This is a genomic window from uncultured Psychrobacter sp. (genome assembly GCF_947495825.1).
GTDB lineage: Bacteria > Pseudomonadota > Gammaproteobacteria > Pseudomonadales > Moraxellaceae > Psychrobacter.
Map to the genome: position 1 here is coordinate 69,513 of NZ_CANMAH010000007.1, position 18,568 is coordinate 88,080.

Here is an 18,568-nt window from a genome sequence, read left to right on the forward strand (position 1 = left end):
TGCGTTCTCCTTGAACTTCTATATATAGGTGTAGTCAATTATGAAACAGCAGCAGCACCGCCAACGATTTCCGATATTTCTCGGGTAATCGCCGCTTGACGCAGCTTGTTATAAACCAACTGTAAATCGTTAATAAGGTCACCAGCATTATCTGTTGCCGCTTTCATCGCTACCATACGTGAGGACTGCTCAGAAGCAATGTTTTCCATTACCGCTTGATAAACAATCGACTCAATATAGCGACCAAGCAATTCATCAATCAACGTCTTGATGTCAGGCTCATAGATATAATCCCAGCTAAGCTCTGTCTGTATGCCACTTTCTTCCTCATCAAATGAGCGCTCCGGTAGAGGAACCAATTGATTGACGGTTGGCTTTTGAGTCATGGCATTAACAAACTGGTTATATACCACATAGATACGGTCGATATTGCCGTTACTATAATCCTCAAGCATGGCCTGAACGGGAGAATTTATTTGCTCAAACGTTGGTTTATCGCCATAGTCAGTCACCGCTGACGTCACTTTACCACCAAAGTTTTTGAAAAAACTCACACCTTTAGCGCCAATGACTGCAAACTCAGTTTGTACAGACTGGTCTTGATAATCTTGAATACTTTTAGATAGAGCCTTGAATAAATTAATATTCAAACCACCCGCCAAACCACGATCAGAGGTAATGACGATATAGCCAACCTTGTTGACTGGACGCGACACCATGTATGGGTGTTTGTAGTCTGATGAAGCATGCACCAAATGTGAAATAACCCGGCGCATACTATCAGCATACGGGCGACCCACTTCCATGCGCTCTTGAGCACGGCGCATCTTACTTGCCGCTACCATTTGCATAGCACGAGTAATTTTTTGGGTGCTTTTAATACTGGTGACTTTGGCACGTATCTCTTTTAAGCTTGCCATAATGATTCCAATATAAGAGGGTTAAAAAGCATTTGCGCATGCAACATACAGTTAATATATAGTATCACTCTATCAGAGTACTCATTACATGTTTTGCATAACGCGACTAATACCGTCAATGGTTAGAGTAATGGCGCAAATATCTGTTTAGACAACGCGCCAGTTTTATCAATTTAATTATAACCAATCCGGTTTAACCCATTAAATTAATAACTGTGATTCTGTTTAAACGTCTGTACTGCCGACTTTAAACGTCCTGCGATATCATCGTTATAATTCGCAGTATCATCAATCTCGCGCATCAATTCACTTTGCTCATCATGCATATAGCGTAAGTAAGCTTCTTCGAAAGCACCAATCTTTTCAACTGGTACATCTGCTAAGAACCCTTCGTTTGACGCATAAATAACCGCTGCTTGTTCAGCAATTGACATTGGCTGATACTGTTTTTGCTTCATCAGCTCGGTAACGCGTTCACCATGATCAAGCTGTTCGCGAGTCGCATCATCAAGATCAGAGGCAAACTGAGCAAATGCTGCCAATTCACGGTACTGTGCTAGCGCGGTACGAATACCACCAGATAGCTTTTTGATGATCTTAGTCTGCGCAGAGCCACCAACACGAGATACTGAGATACCAGCGTTAACCGCAGGACGGATACCTGAGTTAAATAAGCTAGACTCTAAGAAAATCTGACCATCAGTGATCGAGATCACGTTAGTCGGTACGAATGCTGATACGTCACCTGCTTGGGTTTCGATGATAGGTAGTGCCGTTAAAGAACCAGTTTTACCTTTCACTTCACCGTTGGTGAATTTCTCTACATAATCCGCGTTGACGCGTGATGCACGCTCAAGTAGGCGTGAGTGTAAATAGAATACATCACCAGGATAAGCTTCACGACCTGGTGGACGACGTAGCAATAGTGAAATCTGACGATATGCTACCGCTTGTTTTGATAAGTCATCAAATACAATCAGTGCATCTTCGCCGCGGTCACGGAAGTACTCACCCATCGTACAGCCTGAGTATGGTGCAAGGTACTGTAGCGCCGCTGGCTCTGATGCTGAAGCTACTACAACGGTGGTATATTCTAAAGCACCGGTTTGCTCAAGCTTACGCACGACGTTTGCAATAGTAGAGCGTTTCTGACCGACTGCTACGTATACACACTTAATACCAGATGATTTCTGGGCGATGATCGCATCGATAGCCATCGCGGTTTTACCCGTTTGACGGTCACCAATGATAAGCTCACGCTGACCACGACCGATTGGAATCATGGTATCAACAGCTTTATAACCAGTCATAACTGGCTGATCAACTGATTGACGATCGATAACGCCTGGGGCGATTTTTTCGACTTTATCTGTCAATTTGGCATCGATAGGACCTTTGCCATCAATAGGATTACCCAAGGCATCTACAACACGGCCTAGCATCTCAGGACCTACTGGTACTTCAAGAATACGACCAGTACAATAGGCTTTTTGACCTTCTTGCAGCTGTAGGTAATCACCAAGTACTACCGCGCCAACAGAATCACGCTCTAGGTTAAGCGCCATTCCATAGATTTCGCCTTCAAACTCAATCATTTCGCCGTACATGGCATCTTCAAGACCATGAATCTGCACGATACCGTCAGATACTTTGACAATCGTGCCTTCATTCTTTGCAGTTGCACCCGCATCAAGGTCTTGAATACGCTGCTTAATCAGGTTACTGATTTCCGCTGGATTCAATTGTTGCATTGCCTTGTTTCCTTTAATTTATGATAACCCGCCCACTGACTTAAATGCTCTTACGTTCACGCAGATTTTATATGACTGCGTCACTGAATGGCATTAGGCAGTTAGCTGTGTTTTTAACTGTTGTAACTTGCCGCGCATTGAATCATCAATGACTTTGTCACCGACTTTGATTGTAGCGCCTGCCAATAGACTTGGATCAACTGACTCATGAATCACCACACTAGCATTGAGCGATGCGGCAAGACGCGTTTGAATCGTTTTGCGCTGGGCATCAGTCAATGGATAGGCAGAAGTTACATATGCGTCAAGCTGTTTTAAGCTTATTGCCTTGTGACGGCGATAATGCTCATAAACTTCAGGAAGCAGTGCCAGACGCTCTTGTTCTGATAACTGTTTAATGAAGTTACTAAGTGCTACTGATACTTTTGCATAGCTGGTGTCACTACTTGGTAGAACACCTTGGTTCTCATTTAACAGCTGCTTAAAAGCAGAGTCATTAGGACCAGCTACTTGCGTATCATAAAGATCGACCAAAGCAGCTGACTTATGCTCAGCAGAAACAGCTGGATTCTCCAGCCAAGTACTGAACGACTTGTCATTGACAACGTGACTGGCAATAAATAAGAAGTTTTCCCACTCATTTACTACCCCATTTTCGTTGGCATAGTCAAACGCGGCTTTAGCGTACGGTCGTGCTAAGGTTGATAAGTCAGCCATGATATCCTCACAATTACAGCTTCGCCGCCAGTTGGTCTAACATACTGGCATGTTTTTGCTCATCGACTTTGTCTTGCAAAATCTTTTCTGCACCAAGTACAGCCAGTTCAGCAACTTGCGCACGTAATGATTCACGCGCTTGGTTAATTTCTTGTTCGATAGATGCTTGCGCTTGTTGGCGAATACGCTCACCTTCTGCTTGCGCTTGCGTTTTTGCATCTTCGACCAGCTGGTTGGCACTTTTGTTAGCTTGCTCGATTAAAGCAGCAGCTTTAGTCTTGGCAGCATCAAGTTCCTGCTGGACATCTTGTTCCGCGGTTGCCAGGTCTGCTTTTGCTTTTTCTGCGGCATTTAAGCCTTCAGCGATTTTACGCTGACGTTCGTTGATAGCCCCGATAAGTGGTGGCCACACGAATTTCATGCAAAAAATCACAAATATTGCAAAAGCAATGGCTTGACCGACGAGGGTAAAATTGATATTCACGTGATCACCTCTTTGTTAATGAAAAATCAGTTTCATTGGTCATGTTTGGCAGTCAAATTTTGACTATATTTAATAGTAAATTCTTGAGTACCAAACACTTACAACTGAGCTTTCGGATTAACCTGCTAGAGGGTTAGCGAACAACAATAGCATAGCAATACCAACACCGATCATCGGAATAGCATCAAGAAGACCTGCTACGATGAACATACGAGTTTGCAATTGTGAGCCAAGCTCTGGTTGACGTGCAACCCCTTCTAAGAACTTACCACCTAGAATAGCAAAACCAATACCCGTGCCAAGTGCACCAAGACCGATAAGTAACGCTACTGCGATAACTGTGTAACCACCTAATACTGGATCCATTGATGTATCCTCATTTACCTATTGAATGTCTAATTAATGTTCAGTTGATGATGCAAGCGACAAGTAAACTATCGTCAACATCATAAATACGAACGCTTGAAGTGTAATAATCAAAATGTGGAAGATAGCCCACGGTACCGATAACGCCCATTGAATCCAAAATGGCATTAGAGCAATCAGTATGAAAATCAATTCCCCAGCATACATGTTACCGAATAAACGCAAACCTAATGAAACAGGCTTAGCAATTAAGGTAACAGCTTCTAAGATGAAGTTGATGGGGATTAAAATAATTTGCAAGATAGGATTCTTGGCACTAAACGGATGTAGTGTTAACTCACCAACAAAACCGCCCACGCCTTTCTCTTTGATGCTATAAAAAAGAATTAACAAAAAGACAGAGAATGACATGCCAAGCGTGATATTGGGATCAGTTGTTGGAACAATCTTAAAGAACACGTGATGTGGATCATGGCCCATCGCGGCACCAATTTGGCCCGCTAGACTTGGAATAAAGTCGATAGGCAATAAATCCATTAAGTTCATCAAGAAGATCCATACAAAAATGGTCAATGCCAAAGGTGCAATCAACTTTGAGGTACCACTGTAAGAATCACGAACGTTGTTATCAACAAACTCAACGATTAATTCAACTGCCGCCTGAGTTTTGCTTGGCACGCCTGAAGTCACTTTTTTGGCAACCATCCAAAAGATGGCACAAAATAAAATACCCAGACCAATTGACCATAGCATAGAGTCAAGGTGGATAGCATTAAAGCCCATTTGTCCCGCTTCTTCAGCAGTATAGGCAACTTTCCAACCTTCGCCTGGCAGATAGCCATACGTCCAGTTCGTTAAGTGGTGAGAGATATATTCTGATGATGTTTGTTGCTCGGCTGCCATAATATAAGCTTCTTATTAATCAACGATTGAATCAACTACCAAAGAATACGGTTGTCATCTGATAAGTATACTAATAACAATATTTGCCTAAATCTAACTGAACTTTTAAGAAGGTTAATAACATCTTATAGGTTCGTACTATCTGCAAATAAATCGTGTTCGCACTCTCATGTAATCAACAACATCCAACCCATACTTCTGGTGCAGTTACTGGTTTTTGACAGACTTCAATAAAATTTAGTTATCAAAAAAGGGCTTATGAGTATTCATTACTAGCCCTTAGCATCTGCACATAAACGTACTTAAAGTTATCATATTAGTGTTTGCCGATACCTTGATTTGCAAGATATGTGCTTAATACAGCACGTTTAAGCAAAATAATTAGCTGCCTATCTTAATGCAGCGTAGTATTCGTGTAAAGGCAATTATGTGTTTTTTATCTGATATGTAACTACTATAGTAGCTTGTAACGTCTAACAATATAGGTTTGCGCCTTTAATTAAATTGTAAAACATTATTTTTAAGCAATTATGTTTATAGTAATTATTAGTCTTATAAAACTTCAAAAACACATCATTTATTAATTTTCGACTTAGTCGTAGAGAAGTTGGACGGCAGGATGACATTTTTATGCTATTAACAGCATTATATTTATAGAATAAATATGGCGTTATATCGGATAAATACAAAAGCTCAGAAAATCATCATAAGCGACTGTCATTTATCATTAACGTATATGCCACAACATCCAACTGTGACTAATCTGCATTACCATAAAACCGATGAATAGCGCGGGCGCTGACAGGGGTCGTATGGTAATAAAAATTAGTGCGAAACCAAACACAGTCAACAACCATTTGGCCATTTGACCTCGATATAGCTGGCTAACAATATGTTGGCGCGCGCGATATCCTGTGTACCAAAAGATAAATCCAGCAAATACAGCTTGAGTAACAAAACTTAATAGCGCACCAATCGCAGTACTTTTTGCTACGACAAGATCACTGCTAAGCCAACTGACATCTATAATCCAAGCGACAATAATAAGGATAAATAGTATCCACGCTTGACGTTTAATATAGACGCCGATTTGATCTCTTTGCGTACGTTTGGCAGGTTTGGTCATCAGCTTACCTATAGCGTTGGAATAATAACCGTAGCATTCAAGTCATAGTAGCGTGTAAATGGCATACTTCTCTATGAACGGTTCACTATACAGATATAACCTTTTAACCAAAATAAAACGCCACTTATTATAAGGAGCAACTGAGTAATTAGCAAGTAATATATGGCAAATATCAAGCCTTTAATTCGTTATCGTTAATTAATGGTTCATAAAAATACTAAATAATCCTTAAATGCCAAATTGGCCCACTCATTACTCAAAACATTGTGTTGTTTGTTGATTATTAAGATATACAGTTACGTAATTTTTGCACCATGTTACTCCAGCCGCTAACGAAGTCTTTGCTACCGCTCATGTCTTCAGGCTGTACAATCATATCTACTGGCTGAAGCTTAGCAAGCAAACCTTTACCCGGAGCGCTTGGACTAACCAAACACATTTTTTTAACGGGACGCTGCTCATTAAGCCAACGAATCTGACTGGCTTTAGGTGCCAAATGATGGTCCGTACTCAAACTACCAGCAAGCTGTAATTGCAGCGCTTTTTCAATATATTGGTAAGCATCATGATAAGCCCAATAAGGATAGGTTTTTCGATTATCTAGTTGCGTCAACTCTACTGCTCTATCCAGTCGTTGGGCAAACTTCTTTGCGTTGGCTTGATACAAATTTTTATGCTGAGGGTTTGCATGACTGTGAATCACTGCCAGTGCACGGGTGATGGCTTTGGCATTTTCAGGATCGAGCCAAATGTGCGGGTCTAAAGTATCTGCAATAGGTTGGCCTTTGACATCACGTAATGGGTGACGGTTAAAAGCATCAAAGCCAAATAAAGCAATCGCATTTGGTGCTGTGTTCAAGCTCGATGCAAGGTTGTTCTCTAATGGCTCACCAAACCACACAACAAACTTACTGTCTTGAATGGCTTTAATATCACCAGGGCTGATACTGCCATGATGTCCGACCTCCCCTGCTTGCAGTAGTCGATTGGCTGATGGCGCGCCTTTAGTGACGGCCTCACTTAATAAAAACAAAGGATAGTTACTAACGCTAACGGTCGCTGCTTGTACAGTCATCATAAATGAGCTTAACAGCATCAACATTAGCGTCAATGTGTATTTGGGTTGACACAAAAACTGTCCTATTCTGTAAAAGGAGAAGCTATTCATTCTATATTGGAAGTACTTATTTTTATTGTATAGATTGCTAAGGTTTTGGAGAGTAGCATTCATCGGATAACTGCCCTATAAGTATGGTCTAAAAAGATCAAGTCTGGAGAAACCACTTGATAAATAACAACGCTGATTTTACAATTTTTATTATGTTATACTATAACAATAAAAATGGCTAATAAAATTTCTTGTTGACAGTTTTTAAATATTTTGGCTTATACTGCTGGGCGTTATATCATCGTTTTTTGGAGTCTATACAATGTCTTCTGCTTCTTCTGTTTGCGAACATTTACATGATGTTCAACACTTTACGTCATATGATGTGACTGAGCGTTTAGAGACCGCCAAAGCTCAATGTCGGTTGCGCGGTGTACGCTTTACCCCGCTGCGTCAGCAGATATATGCACTAATATTGCAAGCCAATAAGCCAATAGGTGCGTATGACTTGATCACAGAGCTGCAACAAATGCGGACGACTACGAGGGCTGACAATGCAAAAGCACCAGCTCGAAAAAACGTAGCCCCGCCAACTGTCTATCGCAGCTTAGAGTTTTTGTTGGGTGAGGGATTGATTCACCAATTGACTTCGATCAATGCTTATGTCCCTTGTTGCCATCCACGTGATGAACATACTGCTGCGTTTTTAATCTGTGAAGTGTGTCAGCGTGTACAAGAGTGTAGTAGCCTGCCAGTACAAGAAATGATGAGCTTTGCAGAGCAAGATGCCGGTTTTATGGTTTCTCGTAGCGTCATTGAGATTAGCGGACGCTGTCAAAGTTGCCAATAAAATATCTATGTTCTATCTACCCCTTCTTCTTACGTCTATTTAATTTTCGGCTGTTATCTTATGAGCCTTTTAGAGCAATCGTCCAATAATAAAAACATCTCTTATGGGTTACCGTTACTTAGCTTGAATGGTATCAATTACCATATTGGTCAACAGCGTTTGGTCAAAGACATCAATATCGATATTGCTGTCAATGAAACTGTCAGTCTGATCGGTCCAAACGGTGCAGGCAAGTCGACGTTGGTCAAACTTATCTTAGGTCTCATCACGCCCACAGCAGGTAAGATTATTAATCATCAACCATTGCAACTTGGTTATGTGCCGCAGCGTTTTACGGTGCCGCCTATCTTACCATTACGAGTAAAAGACCTTTTGACTCAGGCAGACAGACGTCGTTTAACATCAGAACAACGCCAGTTTATTTTTGATAATTTATCCTTAAATCATCTGTTATCACGGCAAATGCTACATCTTTCTGGCGGTGAAACGCAGCGCGTACTACTGGCACGGGCCTTACTAGATAAGCCCAATTTATTGATTTTAGATGAGCCAATGCAAGGGCTTGATCCTGATACTGAGGTTTGGCTCTATCAATTTATCGATGAGCTGCCAGATTTTTTGCGTTGTGCGATGTTGGTGGTGTCACATGATTTACATTGGGTCATGAAAGGCAGCCGGCGGGTTATTTGCTTAAATAAGCATATTTGCTGCGAAGGTCAACCGAGCGAGCTTGCCATCACCGCTGAATTTCAAAAATTATTTGGTCATCATTATGAGCAGCCTTATGTGCATAAGCCCCATGCTTGTGAGCATCAGGCACCAAGCGAGTTATTATAAGTACTATTGTGAGCGACCTTTTTTGGCTCTACAAATCTACTGACGTACTTTTCTTTATATAACCTTTTAATCCCTATTACGAAACGTTCTGTGCTTAGGGCATGTTCTCAATTTAATCGATAGTCATCTAAATGAGGACACACCTTAGTATTAAGCAATGTTCTTTTATTTTAACGGAAGACAGCTTTTATGACCGCTTGGTTAGCTATCATTGCCCCTGCCTGGATTGCCGGCAGTATATTAGGTCTACTATCAGCCCCACTTGGCTGCTTAGTATTATGGCGACGGATGGCGTTTTTTGCCGATGCCTTGTCTCATGGGACACTATTAGGAGTCGCGATTGCAGTTTGGTGGCAGTTGCCAATGGGTATTGGTATTGCCATCGTCAGCGTTCTAGTAGTGTTAGCCCTGTTATTAATTGAAGATGAGCGCCTACCTACTGACGCAGTACTGGCAGTGGTGGCAGTGTCTTTATTATGTCTGGGGCTATTGACCTTAACTCAGCTCACTGATCAGCAAGCAAATGTTTTAGGGTTTTTATTTGGCAATTTACTTGAGCTTGATTGGGCTGACTTGCCATTGCTCGCTGGTAGTGTGCTAGTAGGGTTAGTGTTTTTGGCCTATATATGGCCCGCTCAAATAAAACTTGCTACTCACGAGGCTCTTGCCCGCATTCAAAGGGTTAATCCGACAAGACAACGCCTGTTTTTTATGGGTGTGTTGGCAGGTTTTTGTGCCATTGCTTTGCAAGCCGTTGGCAGCTTATTAATCAGTGGCCTACTAGTATTGCCCGCATTAACGGCACGTTTGTGGTCAACAGCTCCTAAACAGATGGTCGTCTTTTCACTCATAATAGCGCAAGTAGGCGTAACGCTAGGCATTTGGGGTAGTATTTGGCTTGATATACAGACTGGACTTGCTATAGTTTTAGTATTAGCGGTCTTATTTTTTAGCGCCCTTTTAATAACCAAAACAGTGACCAAGATACGTGTTTAGCTTTACTAGGTATTTTTAATGCTTAAAGTCGTTTTAACCAATGGAATACTTTAGCATTATCAATAAGTAATTTATAAACCTTGTTTGGCATTTAGTGCTAGAGATTACATAACTTTTGTGCTATAAGTTTGCACTATTATTTTTTATAGTGGTTTTCTTAGGCTTTAATTGTCTTGATGTAGTAAGGGATCGACCTTATGCCAAGTTATCCTGCTCGTGAAATCAGCAGCCCAGATGGTCAGGTAAATGTATTACAGATTACAGATATGCATTTATCTACCGTACAAGCAGTACAAGAGGTAGCTTATAAACAACCAACCTCTGAATACTGTTGTACATATAGTTTTGAGGCAGTATTAGCACAAGCATTGAGCGAAGATATTCGCTGTGATTTGATTTTAGTCACAGGCGATTTGGTTAATGTGGTCAAGCCTGCTATTTATGATCATATTTTTAAGGTACTTCATGATACCGGCATCCCTTTCGCTTGTATTGCTGGCAATCATGATGTAACAGATGAGCTTGGTGGCAAACTACCATATTCTCAGCGCCAGCTCATCCCTCAGCCTGCAGACGAACGTCTACTCAGTCGCCACGTAATACATACAGACTACTGGCAACTATTGCTACTAAATTCTGCAATTCCTGGTAAGGTCGCAGGTGAAGTGACCAATACAGATATTGACTGGTTATGCGCGCGTTTAAGTGCCTGCGACAAACCTGCGCTTATTGCCTTACATCATCATGTGATGCTCATGCACTCAGAGTGGATAGATGCTCACATTGCAGATAATGTATCTACTTGTTGGCAACGTATGGCGGCATTTCCACATTTACGCGTGATTATTAGCGGTCATACGCATCAAGACCAAGTTCGCTATCAAAATGGGGTTACCGTATATACCACTCCATCAACCTGCTATCAATTTAAGCCTTACGAAGACGACTTCGCTTATGATACAAGTGCATTACCTGGTTACCGTTGGTTGCAATTAGCCAACACTGGGCAGGTTGCAAGCTGGGTCAAAAGGTTAGATACTTAGCGGCCAGTTTTATCGGTTTAATGCATATTGTCATTTATATGGCTTTATTATCTGCTAATCCTTATTATTTATAGCGCTTAAGTTTTTAGTATAGTGTGTGAGGTATTTTATTAAATAGTACTAGGCAATGATAATAGAATAGACGATACTGCAAATATTGATATAAGCTACATAGACTTTAGATAGATATTAAAAATAAGATGGAATAGGAGCGCCTAGCGTCAAGTGTTAGGCAAATTATAATGGCTAGGATAGCTGAGACGACAACCAGTTAAGTGTTTACAATCAGCCGTGTACTCATGAACATTATTATTTATATCTAGATGATAATGTTCATTATAGCAACGACAAGATGCGTACTTATTTATGAATAATGTCCATCATTATTGTTATGTCGGTATGAGCGTACCTTTAAAGCAGCTGTGTTACTTGCGTTACCCTGTGATAAAACGGTATATAAAAGATAAGTAATAATCTGTGTTGACACTTATCCAAGTTTTATCCTCTAAAACGTCGTTTCATTGAATTAATTTGAAAAAGTAGGATACCCATATGAGCACCCTGACCAATAATCCGAGTGATGTCAAATTCACCCCTTACGAGCCTGCCAAAGACGAAGAGTATATGTCTGATGCGCAGTTAGAGCATTTTAAAGCCATTTTATTGGACTGGAAAAATCAACTGATCGGTGAAGCTGACCGTACAAAGACCTATATTCAAGATGAATCTAGTGCTATGCCAGATATCAATGATCGGGCCACTCAAGAAGAAGAGTTTGCACTAGCATTACGCACGCGCGACCGTGAACGCAAATTGATTCGCAAAATTGACAAATCGATGTTAGAGATTGAAAACGATGATTATGGATTTTGTGAAACTTGCGGTGTGGAAATTGGTTTACGTCGCTTAGAAGCTCGACCAACAGCAACGCAATGTATTGACTGCAAAACTTTGTCTGAGATGAAAGAGCGTCAAAACCAAGGGCATACTTAATATATTATTCCTACTATATAGGTCTAATATCATTGATTAATTCAATTGATTAATCTAATAGTATTTAATGCAATAAGCGACCATCCAATTGGTCGCTTATTGCATTTTACGTCCTACCCTAAAGCTTAAAATTAGTTAACAAAACCTCTTAATTTAATAAATATCTTTTCTCCTGTCGCTCTTTTACGCTATTCTTATTCTTTTATTATTATAGCGGCTTATTTTGACACGCATTCATACTACTGATACCCCTACAATGACACTATTTAAACCAACGTCTAAACTGACGTCACTGTCGGCGTATCCTATTGGGCGTTTTGCTCCTTCACCCACCGGCGAGCTGCATCTTGGTTCCTTGACCACGGCGCTGGCAAGTTACTGTCATATCAAATCACTAGGCGGCGACTGGCTTCTACGTATTGAAGATACCGATACTGAGCGCTGTGACCGACAATTTAGTGAGCAAATACTGATAGACTTAGAGACCTTAAACTTGCATTGGGATGGCGATGTCGTTTATCAGTCCGAGCGCATTGATATTTATAATGAATATCTATCTTCCATACTGGCCCCTCTAACTTACGGTTGCCTATGCTCACGTAAAAGCCTTGAACGTTATTGGGAGCAAAAAGCCATAATAGAAAGCGCAAACTTGCAAAACGCCACTCAAAAACTTCTTAATAGACAGCGCTACCCACGCTGCTGTATAGAGGCACATCTTGATAAAGCTCAATATAAACTACGCCTGCAGCTACCAGATTATCTCATAGGTTTTAAAGATGGTATTCAAGGATTACAATGGGATAATCCGCAGCAAACCTTGGGCGATATGGTCGTTCGTCGCCAAGATGGCATGATCAATTATATTTTGGCAGCAAGCCTTGATGATGGGCTACAAGGAGTCACTCACATCATGCGCGGTTTAGATATCTTACCTATGACGACTGCACAAATCAGCATCATGCAAGCTGCACGCTTACCAGCTATAGATCAGTGGTATCATTTGCCACTAATATGCAATCCTGATGGACAAAAGCTCTCCAAACAAAACCTTGCCCAACCTATAGATACTCGCCAGCCCAGTCAGCTAATTGCGATGGCTTTGCAGTTGTTACAGCAGCCTGCTGTGGATATAGATACTCCAGCACGCATGCTCGAGCAAGCCATTACACAATGGGACAACACGCCCTTGCAAGGTAAGAATGCACTAAATATCATCGCTCCTTAACTAATCACTTCAGAGCAAAAAGCGCCACCCAACGGCGACGCTTTTATTATCTTTAGGGTAATAACTGACATAGATTAATGACTAATATTAACGAATATACGTCATTCTGTTTGTCTGTCCTAGCACTTTCTTTAGAAATAACGGCACTGGCTTTTTTCTATCTCAGGACTCTCGTTATAAATCTTGAGTAGCAGCGCCACCATCACCAAACTAATCAGCATTGATGACCCACCATAACTAAAGAACGGCATCGTTAATCCTTTAGTCGGCATCGCTCCCATATTCATAGCAGCATTAATAATCGTTTGTGCAATAAAAATAATGCCGATACCAAAAGCGGTATAGCTCATACGCATTTGCCGACGTTTTAGCGCATTATAACTAATACGCATAGCACTACCGATGATAAGTGCTTCTAATATCAAAATCATCGTCACGCCAACGAAGCCTAGCTCTTCACCAGTAATGGCCAACAAAAAATCTGTATGTGCCTCAGGTAAATGTGATAGTTTTTGGACGCTTTCACCATAACCTACACCTGTAAACTGTCCACGACCAAATGCAATCAAGCTGCGTGCCAATTGATAGTCAGTATCTTGAATATCATCAAAGGGATCTAAAAACGATAACACCCTTGTCAGACGATACTGAACCATAGTGACTGCCAGTACGCCAAGCACACCTACGACCGCCCCTAGCGCGACAAATTGCTTATAAGGTGCCCCAGCGATATAAAATATAGCAAACACTGTGCCGACGATGACCACCAATGAGCCAAAATCAGGCTGCAATAATAATAAAAAAGTCAGCAGACCGATCACTAAAGAGATGCGTAAAAACCCATCCCAACCGTTACGGACTTCAAACGAGCGTCGCACTACAAAGTCAGCAACGAAGACAATGACCACAAGCTTCGCTAGCTCTGCGACCTGAAAGTTAATCACGCCCAAGTTTAGCCAGCGTTTTGAACCATTAATAGGCGTACCAAATAGCGTCGCTATCAAAAGCGCACCAGTGACACCTAGCAATATAAACTGTGTCTCAGTCTGGTAGAGGGTTTTTAGTGGTACAAAGTAATACGGTATCGCTGCAGCGATTAGCCCGATGCCCATGTATAGCAGCTGATGTTCAAAAAAATACAGCTCGCTCATGCCGCGACTTAGTGCAAAAGGAATAGAGGCTGAAGCCACCATAAGTAAGCTAAGTACCATCATACAACCAACGCTAGATATCAAAATTGCGCGTGCTGAAGGTAAAGAGAGAACACCATCTGCGCCAGAAGTTGGCTGAGACTTTTGAGAAGAACGAGAAAAAAAAGAGAGCGCCATAATATTCAAGTATATTAACAAACAAAAAAACACGACATCTATCCGACGCCACCGTTTAAACCAAATCAAATAGAAAACAGGCTTAATAGCTATCACAACTAGTAAACGTACCATCGCTTTTAGTAGACGTTAGTTGGCGACTACTAAAAAGAGGTTCTTCATAAACCAGAACTGGCTAACTGTGTTTGACAGTAGCAGTAATTTATAAGCAAAACAATCATTTATCATCTAAATAGATGAATTAACTAAGCGTATTGACAGCATCAGTATCTTTAACCAATTGCGTTACTAACTCACGAAAGTAATCGCCGCGAGCAGCATAACCACTGAACTGATCAAAGCTTGCACATGCAGGTGATAATAACACTGCTTGTACTTGCGACAAGCTGCTACTAGTCACTTGCTGAATAGTAGCAAAAGCATTTTCTAACGTCTGACACTGCTTGAGTAGCACATCATCATTTGGCTTGGCTGCACGTAAATGCTGCTCAATCTGCTGGCTATCTTCCCCAATCAATAAAACCTGACTGACATATTGATTAATAAAAGGGGCCAGCTCACCGAACTGTTGGCCTTTGCCTTGACCCCCTAAGATTAGAAGTAGTTTACCGTCTTTGGCCGCATACACTGCACCTAAACCCTCAATAGCAGCAATGGTCGAGCCAATATTGGTACCTTTAGAATCATTGAAATAATCAATCCCTGCTACAGTTTCGACATACTGACAACGATGATCAAGCCCTGTAAAGCGTTGTAAGGTTGCAAGCATACTATCGATAGGTAGACCTGCAAGCTCGCCTAGTGCCAGAGCCGCTTGAGCATTGAGTAAATTGTGGCGACCTTTAATAATCAGCTTGTCTGCTGATAGTAGCCGCTCTGTACCACGAGCTAAATAAATCTGTCCATCAACATCAGTTATCAAACCATACTGACCTCTATCTGGCGCATGAATACCAATGCTTAAACGCGGTAAATCATCAGCGACCAATGGCCGAGTAAGTGCATCCTCACGGTTAATTACTACTGACTTAGCACCTTGAAAAATACGGTGCTTGGCCTGATGATAACCAAGCATATCGCCATGGCGATCTAAATGATCAGGAGACATATTGAGCACTGTTGCTACTTGGGCGCCCAGATTGGTCACTGTTTCTAATTGAAAGCTAGACAGCTCAAGGACGGCTAAAGCCATAGCGCTGTTGGATAAAAGGTCTAAAGCTGGAACGCCAATATTACCACCGACACCGACATTGATACCGGCATCCGCAGCCATTTCACCAACCAGTGTCGTCACGGTGCTTTTGGCATTAGAGCCCGTAATCGCGATGATGGGAACATCACAAGCCTCACAAAATAACTGAATATCGCTGACTACCGGAATATTGGCTTGCCGCGCTGCTGCGACCGCTTGAGTTTCAAGAGAGATACCAGGACTAATAATAATACGTGCGGCTTGTTGCAATAACTCTGCATCAATAGCACCAAACTGACGAACTTCGATAGCAGCAGGAAGCTTATCTGCTAATACTGGTGCTGATTGACCATCTGTGACTGCTACCTGATAGCCTTGTTCAGTCAGATAACGTGCTGCCGATAGTCCTGATTGACCCAATCCGACAACCACCTGCAGGCCACCGCCTTTATGGATTAGAGTTTCTGTTGCAGCAAGGGTCGTCATATATCTTTCCTTTTTGAGTCTAGGGTTTGGCTATCAAATATGAGGGTTGTCGATAAGACATCGGCTAGATAGGCGATACGATATTTCTAACTATTATAATGGTAAGCATGATAACGGTATCGTGCATGTTTCGGTACTGCTTTTTCATCACTTTGTGCTATTATGCGCATGTTTTTATATTAAGTTACTGAGGCCTTAACTGATAATTTAGTTTTGTATGCCGATTGAGTATGTTATGACCTATATTATGGCATTTATCACATGGCTATTAGACCTTGGTAGCGAATCATACTGTCACTAGGTTGCAGCAGACGCTTATTTATAGTTATTTTTTATAGCTACTCTGCCTATCTTACCTGACAATCTATCTGCTGTGATACATCATCATAGCCATTTGTGTACTATCTTAGGTTTTTATCATATTTTACTATTGGCAATACTGCAAACGACTCGGTAGCCAAATGTTGTGAGATATTCATAAACTTTAAGATAGTGAAAGTGCAAGACCGTTTGACAGTTTTAGTCTGTTAAGCGACGCGGTAGCTTCTTTAGCGGCCAATATTATCTATAAATGGTTATTGTTGATAGATACTGTTGTTGATAAATAATATGACCACTAGCGGATGATTACTTTTTTTGCCTCCAAATCTATGCAGTTTACTTATGACATCTTTTTTTGATAGCTTACGTGATGAGTGGTTTTCTAATGTGCGCGGCGATGTGCTGTCTGGTATCGTTGTTGCATTGGCGCTGATTCCAGAAGCCATTGCTTTTTCTATTATTGCAGGCGTCGATCCAAAGGTTGGTTTGTACGCCTCATTTTGTATTGCCGTAGTGATTAGCTTCGTTGGCGGTCGCCCAGGCATGATCTCAGCTGCGACAGGTGCGATGGCACTTGTCATGGTTGACCTAGTCGCTGAGCATGGGCTGCAATACTTGCTTGCAGCAACACTGCTATGCGGTGGTATCCAGATTATCATGGGTATCCTAAAGCTTGGTAATCTGATGCGCTTTGTCTCTCGCTCAGTAGTGATAGGCTTTGTCAATGCGCTGGCGATTTTGATATTTGCCGCTCAGCTGCCAGAGCTTAATCCAGCGACTGAACGTGTTGGCTTGACCGTCTATATGATGACGGCAGCTGGTCTAGCAATTATCTATCTGTTTCCGCTTATTCCCAAGATCGGCCGTATTGTGCCATCACCGCTTGTGTGTATCGTTGGTCTGACAGCTGTCGCATTATATATGAATTTAGACATTCGTAATGTAGGCAGTATGGGCGACCTACCCGATTCGTTGCCTGTGTTTTTGCTACCTGATATTCCACTCAATCTAAACACGTTACTGATTATTGCTCCTTACTCTATTGCGTTAGCCATTGTTGGTTTGCTCGAATCGATGATGACCGCTACGATTGTAGATGAGTTGACCGATACGCCAAGTAATAAAAACCGTGAATGCCGTGGTCAGGGTATTGCCAACGTCGTTTCAGGTTTTTTTGGGGGTATGGCAGGGTGCGCGATGATTGGTCAATCCATGATCAACGTAAAATCTGGCGGACGTACGCGCTTATCGACATTAATGGCTGGTGTAGTCTTATTAATTATGGTGGTCTTTTTAAGTGATTGGGTCAGTCAAATCCCGATGGCTGCTCTCGTTGCCGTTATGATTATGGTATCAATCGGTACATTTAACTGGCAGTCGATTCGAGAATTTAAAACGCACCCTATGTCGTTTAACATTGTCATGCTAGCGACCGTCTTGACCACTGTCTTTACTCACAACTTAGCGTATGGGGTTGGGGTTGGCGTCCTGCTATCAGCCTTGGCTTTTGCTAACAAAATTGGTCAATTCTTGACTATATTTAGTGAGTATGATGACAGTAGCAATACTCGTTATTACTATGTCCAAGGACAGGTTTTCTTTGCATCGACAACGCAATTTTTGCAAAGCTTCGACACTAAAGAGGCAGTAGATAATATTGAGATCGATGTCAGTCACGCACATTTTTGGGATATCAGTGCGGTCGATACTTTAGATAAATTGGTCATGCGCTTGCAACGCGAGGGTATTGATGTCAAAGTAGTTGGTTTAAATAACGCCAGTCGCACGTTGATCGATCGTTTCTCTATTCACGATCGCCGCGATATCGGCCTATTGGATTAGCAAATAGGCTCAAACGTCTAGTTTTGCTCTCAGAGTTTGCTGAACAGTGGCTATCAATCATAGCTACTGTGCTGCTC

17 protein-coding genes are annotated in these 18,568 nt (G+C 41.7%); 7 read left to right on the forward strand and 10 right to left on the reverse strand.

Annotated elements, in window-relative coordinates; translation table 11 throughout:
• Positions 1–38 precede the first annotated feature (38 nt).
• From atpG to Q0895_RS08865, 8 genes are all read right to left on the reverse strand, one after another.
• Positions 39–920: a F0F1 ATP synthase subunit gamma gene (gene atpG / locus Q0895_RS08830; protein WP_299187883.1), complete on the reverse strand. Its 882-nt coding sequence runs from the start codon at positions 918–920 to the stop codon at positions 39–41.
• A gap of 206 nt (positions 921–1,126) precedes the next feature.
• Positions 1,127–2,671, reverse strand: a complete 1,545-nt coding sequence (gene atpA / locus Q0895_RS08835) for a F0F1 ATP synthase subunit alpha (RefSeq protein ID WP_299187886.1) — start codon at positions 2,669–2,671, stop codon at positions 1,127–1,129.
• 93 nt (positions 2,672–2,764) lie between these two features.
• Complete coding sequence (locus tag Q0895_RS08840; RefSeq protein WP_299187889.1) at positions 2,765–3,388, reverse strand: F0F1 ATP synthase subunit delta; 624 nt, start codon at positions 3,386–3,388, stop codon at positions 2,765–2,767.
• 13 nt (positions 3,389–3,401) lie between these two features.
• Complete coding sequence (locus Q0895_RS08845) at positions 3,402–3,872, reverse strand: F0F1 ATP synthase subunit B (RefSeq protein ID WP_058369620.1); 471 nt, start codon at positions 3,870–3,872, stop codon at positions 3,402–3,404.
• Positions 3,873–3,989: 117 nt separating this feature from the next.
• A complete protein-coding gene (gene atpE / locus Q0895_RS08850) occupies positions 3,990–4,238 on the reverse strand; it encodes a F0F1 ATP synthase subunit C (protein WP_010197960.1) in 249 nt (82 codons plus the stop codon).
• Between the two features lie 33 nt (positions 4,239–4,271).
• Positions 4,272–5,141 carry a F0F1 ATP synthase subunit A gene (gene atpB / locus Q0895_RS08855; protein ID WP_058369621.1) on the reverse strand — a complete coding sequence of 290 codons (870 nt, stop codon included), beginning with the start codon at positions 5,139–5,141 and terminating at the stop codon, positions 4,272–4,274.
• 727 nt (positions 5,142–5,868) lie between these two features.
• Positions 5,869–6,267, reverse strand: coding sequence for an ATP synthase subunit I (locus Q0895_RS08860; protein WP_058369622.1), 399 nt, complete (start codon positions 6,265–6,267; stop codon positions 5,869–5,871).
• Positions 6,268–6,550: 283 nt separating this feature from the next.
• Complete coding sequence (locus Q0895_RS08865; protein WP_227511796.1) at positions 6,551–7,345, reverse strand: zinc ABC transporter substrate-binding protein; 795 nt, start codon at positions 7,343–7,345, stop codon at positions 6,551–6,553.
• A gap of 352 nt (positions 7,346–7,697) precedes the next feature.
• Here Q0895_RS08865 and Q0895_RS08870 point away from each other — a divergent pair, with 352 nt between their 5' ends.
• The 6 genes from Q0895_RS08870 (at position 7,698) to gluQRS (ending at position 13,322) form a co-directional block, all read left to right on the forward strand.
• Entirely contained in the window at positions 7,698–8,225 is a 528-nt protein-coding gene (locus Q0895_RS08870; RefSeq protein WP_058369624.1) for a transcriptional repressor, read from the forward strand.
• Positions 8,226–8,285: 60 nt separating this feature from the next.
• A complete protein-coding gene (locus Q0895_RS08875) occupies positions 8,286–9,062 on the forward strand; it encodes a metal ABC transporter ATP-binding protein (protein WP_058369625.1) in 777 nt (258 codons plus the stop codon).
• A 189-nt stretch (positions 9,063–9,251) separates the two neighbouring features.
• The gene (locus tag Q0895_RS08880; RefSeq protein ID WP_058369626.1) at positions 9,252–10,058 is read left to right on the forward strand and encodes a metal ABC transporter permease; all 807 of its coding nucleotides are present in this window, start codon (positions 9,252–9,254) and stop codon (positions 10,056–10,058) included.
• A 197-nt stretch (positions 10,059–10,255) separates the two neighbouring features.
• On the forward strand, positions 10,256–11,101 hold the full coding sequence (locus tag Q0895_RS08885; RefSeq protein ID WP_299187906.1) for a metallophosphoesterase: 846 nt from the start codon (positions 10,256–10,258) through the stop codon (positions 11,099–11,101).
• A gap of 552 nt (positions 11,102–11,653) precedes the next feature.
• Complete coding sequence (dksA, locus tag Q0895_RS08890; RefSeq protein WP_299187909.1) at positions 11,654–12,094, forward strand: RNA polymerase-binding protein DksA; 441 nt, start codon at positions 11,654–11,656, stop codon at positions 12,092–12,094.
• Between the two features lie 256 nt (positions 12,095–12,350).
• The gene (gene gluQRS / locus Q0895_RS08895) at positions 12,351–13,322 is read left to right on the forward strand and encodes a tRNA glutamyl-Q(34) synthetase GluQRS (RefSeq protein WP_299187912.1); all 972 of its coding nucleotides are present in this window, start codon (positions 12,351–12,353) and stop codon (positions 13,320–13,322) included.
• Positions 13,323–13,453: 131 nt separating this feature from the next.
• Here gluQRS and ftsW read toward each other — a convergent pair whose 3' ends face one another.
• Positions 13,454–14,650, reverse strand: a complete 1,197-nt coding sequence (gene ftsW / locus Q0895_RS08900; protein WP_058369629.1) for a putative lipid II flippase FtsW — start codon at positions 14,648–14,650, stop codon at positions 13,454–13,456.
• Between the two features lie 241 nt (positions 14,651–14,891).
• On the reverse strand, positions 14,892–16,328 hold the full coding sequence (gene murD, locus Q0895_RS08905) for a UDP-N-acetylmuramoyl-L-alanine--D-glutamate ligase (protein WP_299187919.1): 1,437 nt from the start codon (positions 16,326–16,328) through the stop codon (positions 14,892–14,894).
• Between the two features lie 663 nt (positions 16,329–16,991).
• On the opposite strand from murD, the gene Q0895_RS08910 reads away from it, so the two are divergent.
• On the forward strand, positions 16,992–18,491 hold the full coding sequence (locus tag Q0895_RS08910) for a SulP family inorganic anion transporter (protein WP_299187922.1): 1,500 nt from the start codon (positions 16,992–16,994) through the stop codon (positions 18,489–18,491).
• The last annotated feature ends 77 nt before the right edge of the window (positions 18,492–18,568 follow it).

Excerpts from the sequence above, each read along its gene's own strand:
- atpG (WP_299187883.1), bottom strand. The coding sequence starts at position 920 with ATGGCAAGCTTAAAAGAGATACGTGCCAAAGTCACCAGTATTAAAAGC.
- atpA (WP_299187886.1), bottom strand. The coding sequence starts at position 2,671 with ATGCAACAATTGAATCCAGCGGAAATCAGTAACCTGATTAAGCAGCGT.
- Q0895_RS08840 (WP_299187889.1), bottom strand. The coding sequence starts at position 3,388 with ATGGCTGACTTATCAACCTTAGCACGACCGTACGCTAAAGCCGCGTTT.
- atpE (WP_010197960.1), bottom strand. The coding sequence starts at position 4,238 with ATGGATCCAGTATTAGGTGGTTACACAGTTATCGCAGTAGCGTTACTT.
- atpB (WP_058369621.1), bottom strand. The coding sequence starts at position 5,141 with ATGGCAGCCGAGCAACAAACATCATCAGAATATATCTCTCACCACTTA.
- Q0895_RS08860 (WP_058369622.1), bottom strand. The coding sequence starts at position 6,267 with ATGACCAAACCTGCCAAACGTACGCAAAGAGATCAAATCGGCGTCTAT.
- Q0895_RS08865 (WP_227511796.1), bottom strand. The coding sequence starts at position 7,345 with ATGATGACTGTACAAGCAGCGACCGTTAGCGTTAGTAACTATCCTTTG.
- Q0895_RS08870 (WP_058369624.1), top strand. The coding sequence starts at position 7,698 with ATGTCTTCTGCTTCTTCTGTTTGCGAACATTTACATGATGTTCAACAC.
- Q0895_RS08875 (WP_058369625.1), top strand. The coding sequence starts at position 8,286 with ATGAGCCTTTTAGAGCAATCGTCCAATAATAAAAACATCTCTTATGGG.
- Q0895_RS08880 (WP_058369626.1), top strand. The coding sequence starts at position 9,252 with ATGACCGCTTGGTTAGCTATCATTGCCCCTGCCTGGATTGCCGGCAGT.
- Q0895_RS08885 (WP_299187906.1), top strand. The coding sequence starts at position 10,256 with ATGCCAAGTTATCCTGCTCGTGAAATCAGCAGCCCAGATGGTCAGGTA.
- dksA (WP_299187909.1), top strand. The coding sequence starts at position 11,654 with ATGAGCACCCTGACCAATAATCCGAGTGATGTCAAATTCACCCCTTAC.
- gluQRS (WP_299187912.1), top strand. The coding sequence starts at position 12,351 with ATGACACTATTTAAACCAACGTCTAAACTGACGTCACTGTCGGCGTAT.
- ftsW (WP_058369629.1), bottom strand. The coding sequence starts at position 14,650 with ATGGCGCTCTCTTTTTTTTCTCGTTCTTCTCAAAAGTCTCAGCCAACT.
- murD (WP_299187919.1), bottom strand. The coding sequence starts at position 16,328 with ATGACGACCCTTGCTGCAACAGAAACTCTAATCCATAAAGGCGGTGGC.
- Q0895_RS08910 (WP_299187922.1), top strand. The coding sequence starts at position 16,992 with ATGACATCTTTTTTTGATAGCTTACGTGATGAGTGGTTTTCTAATGTG.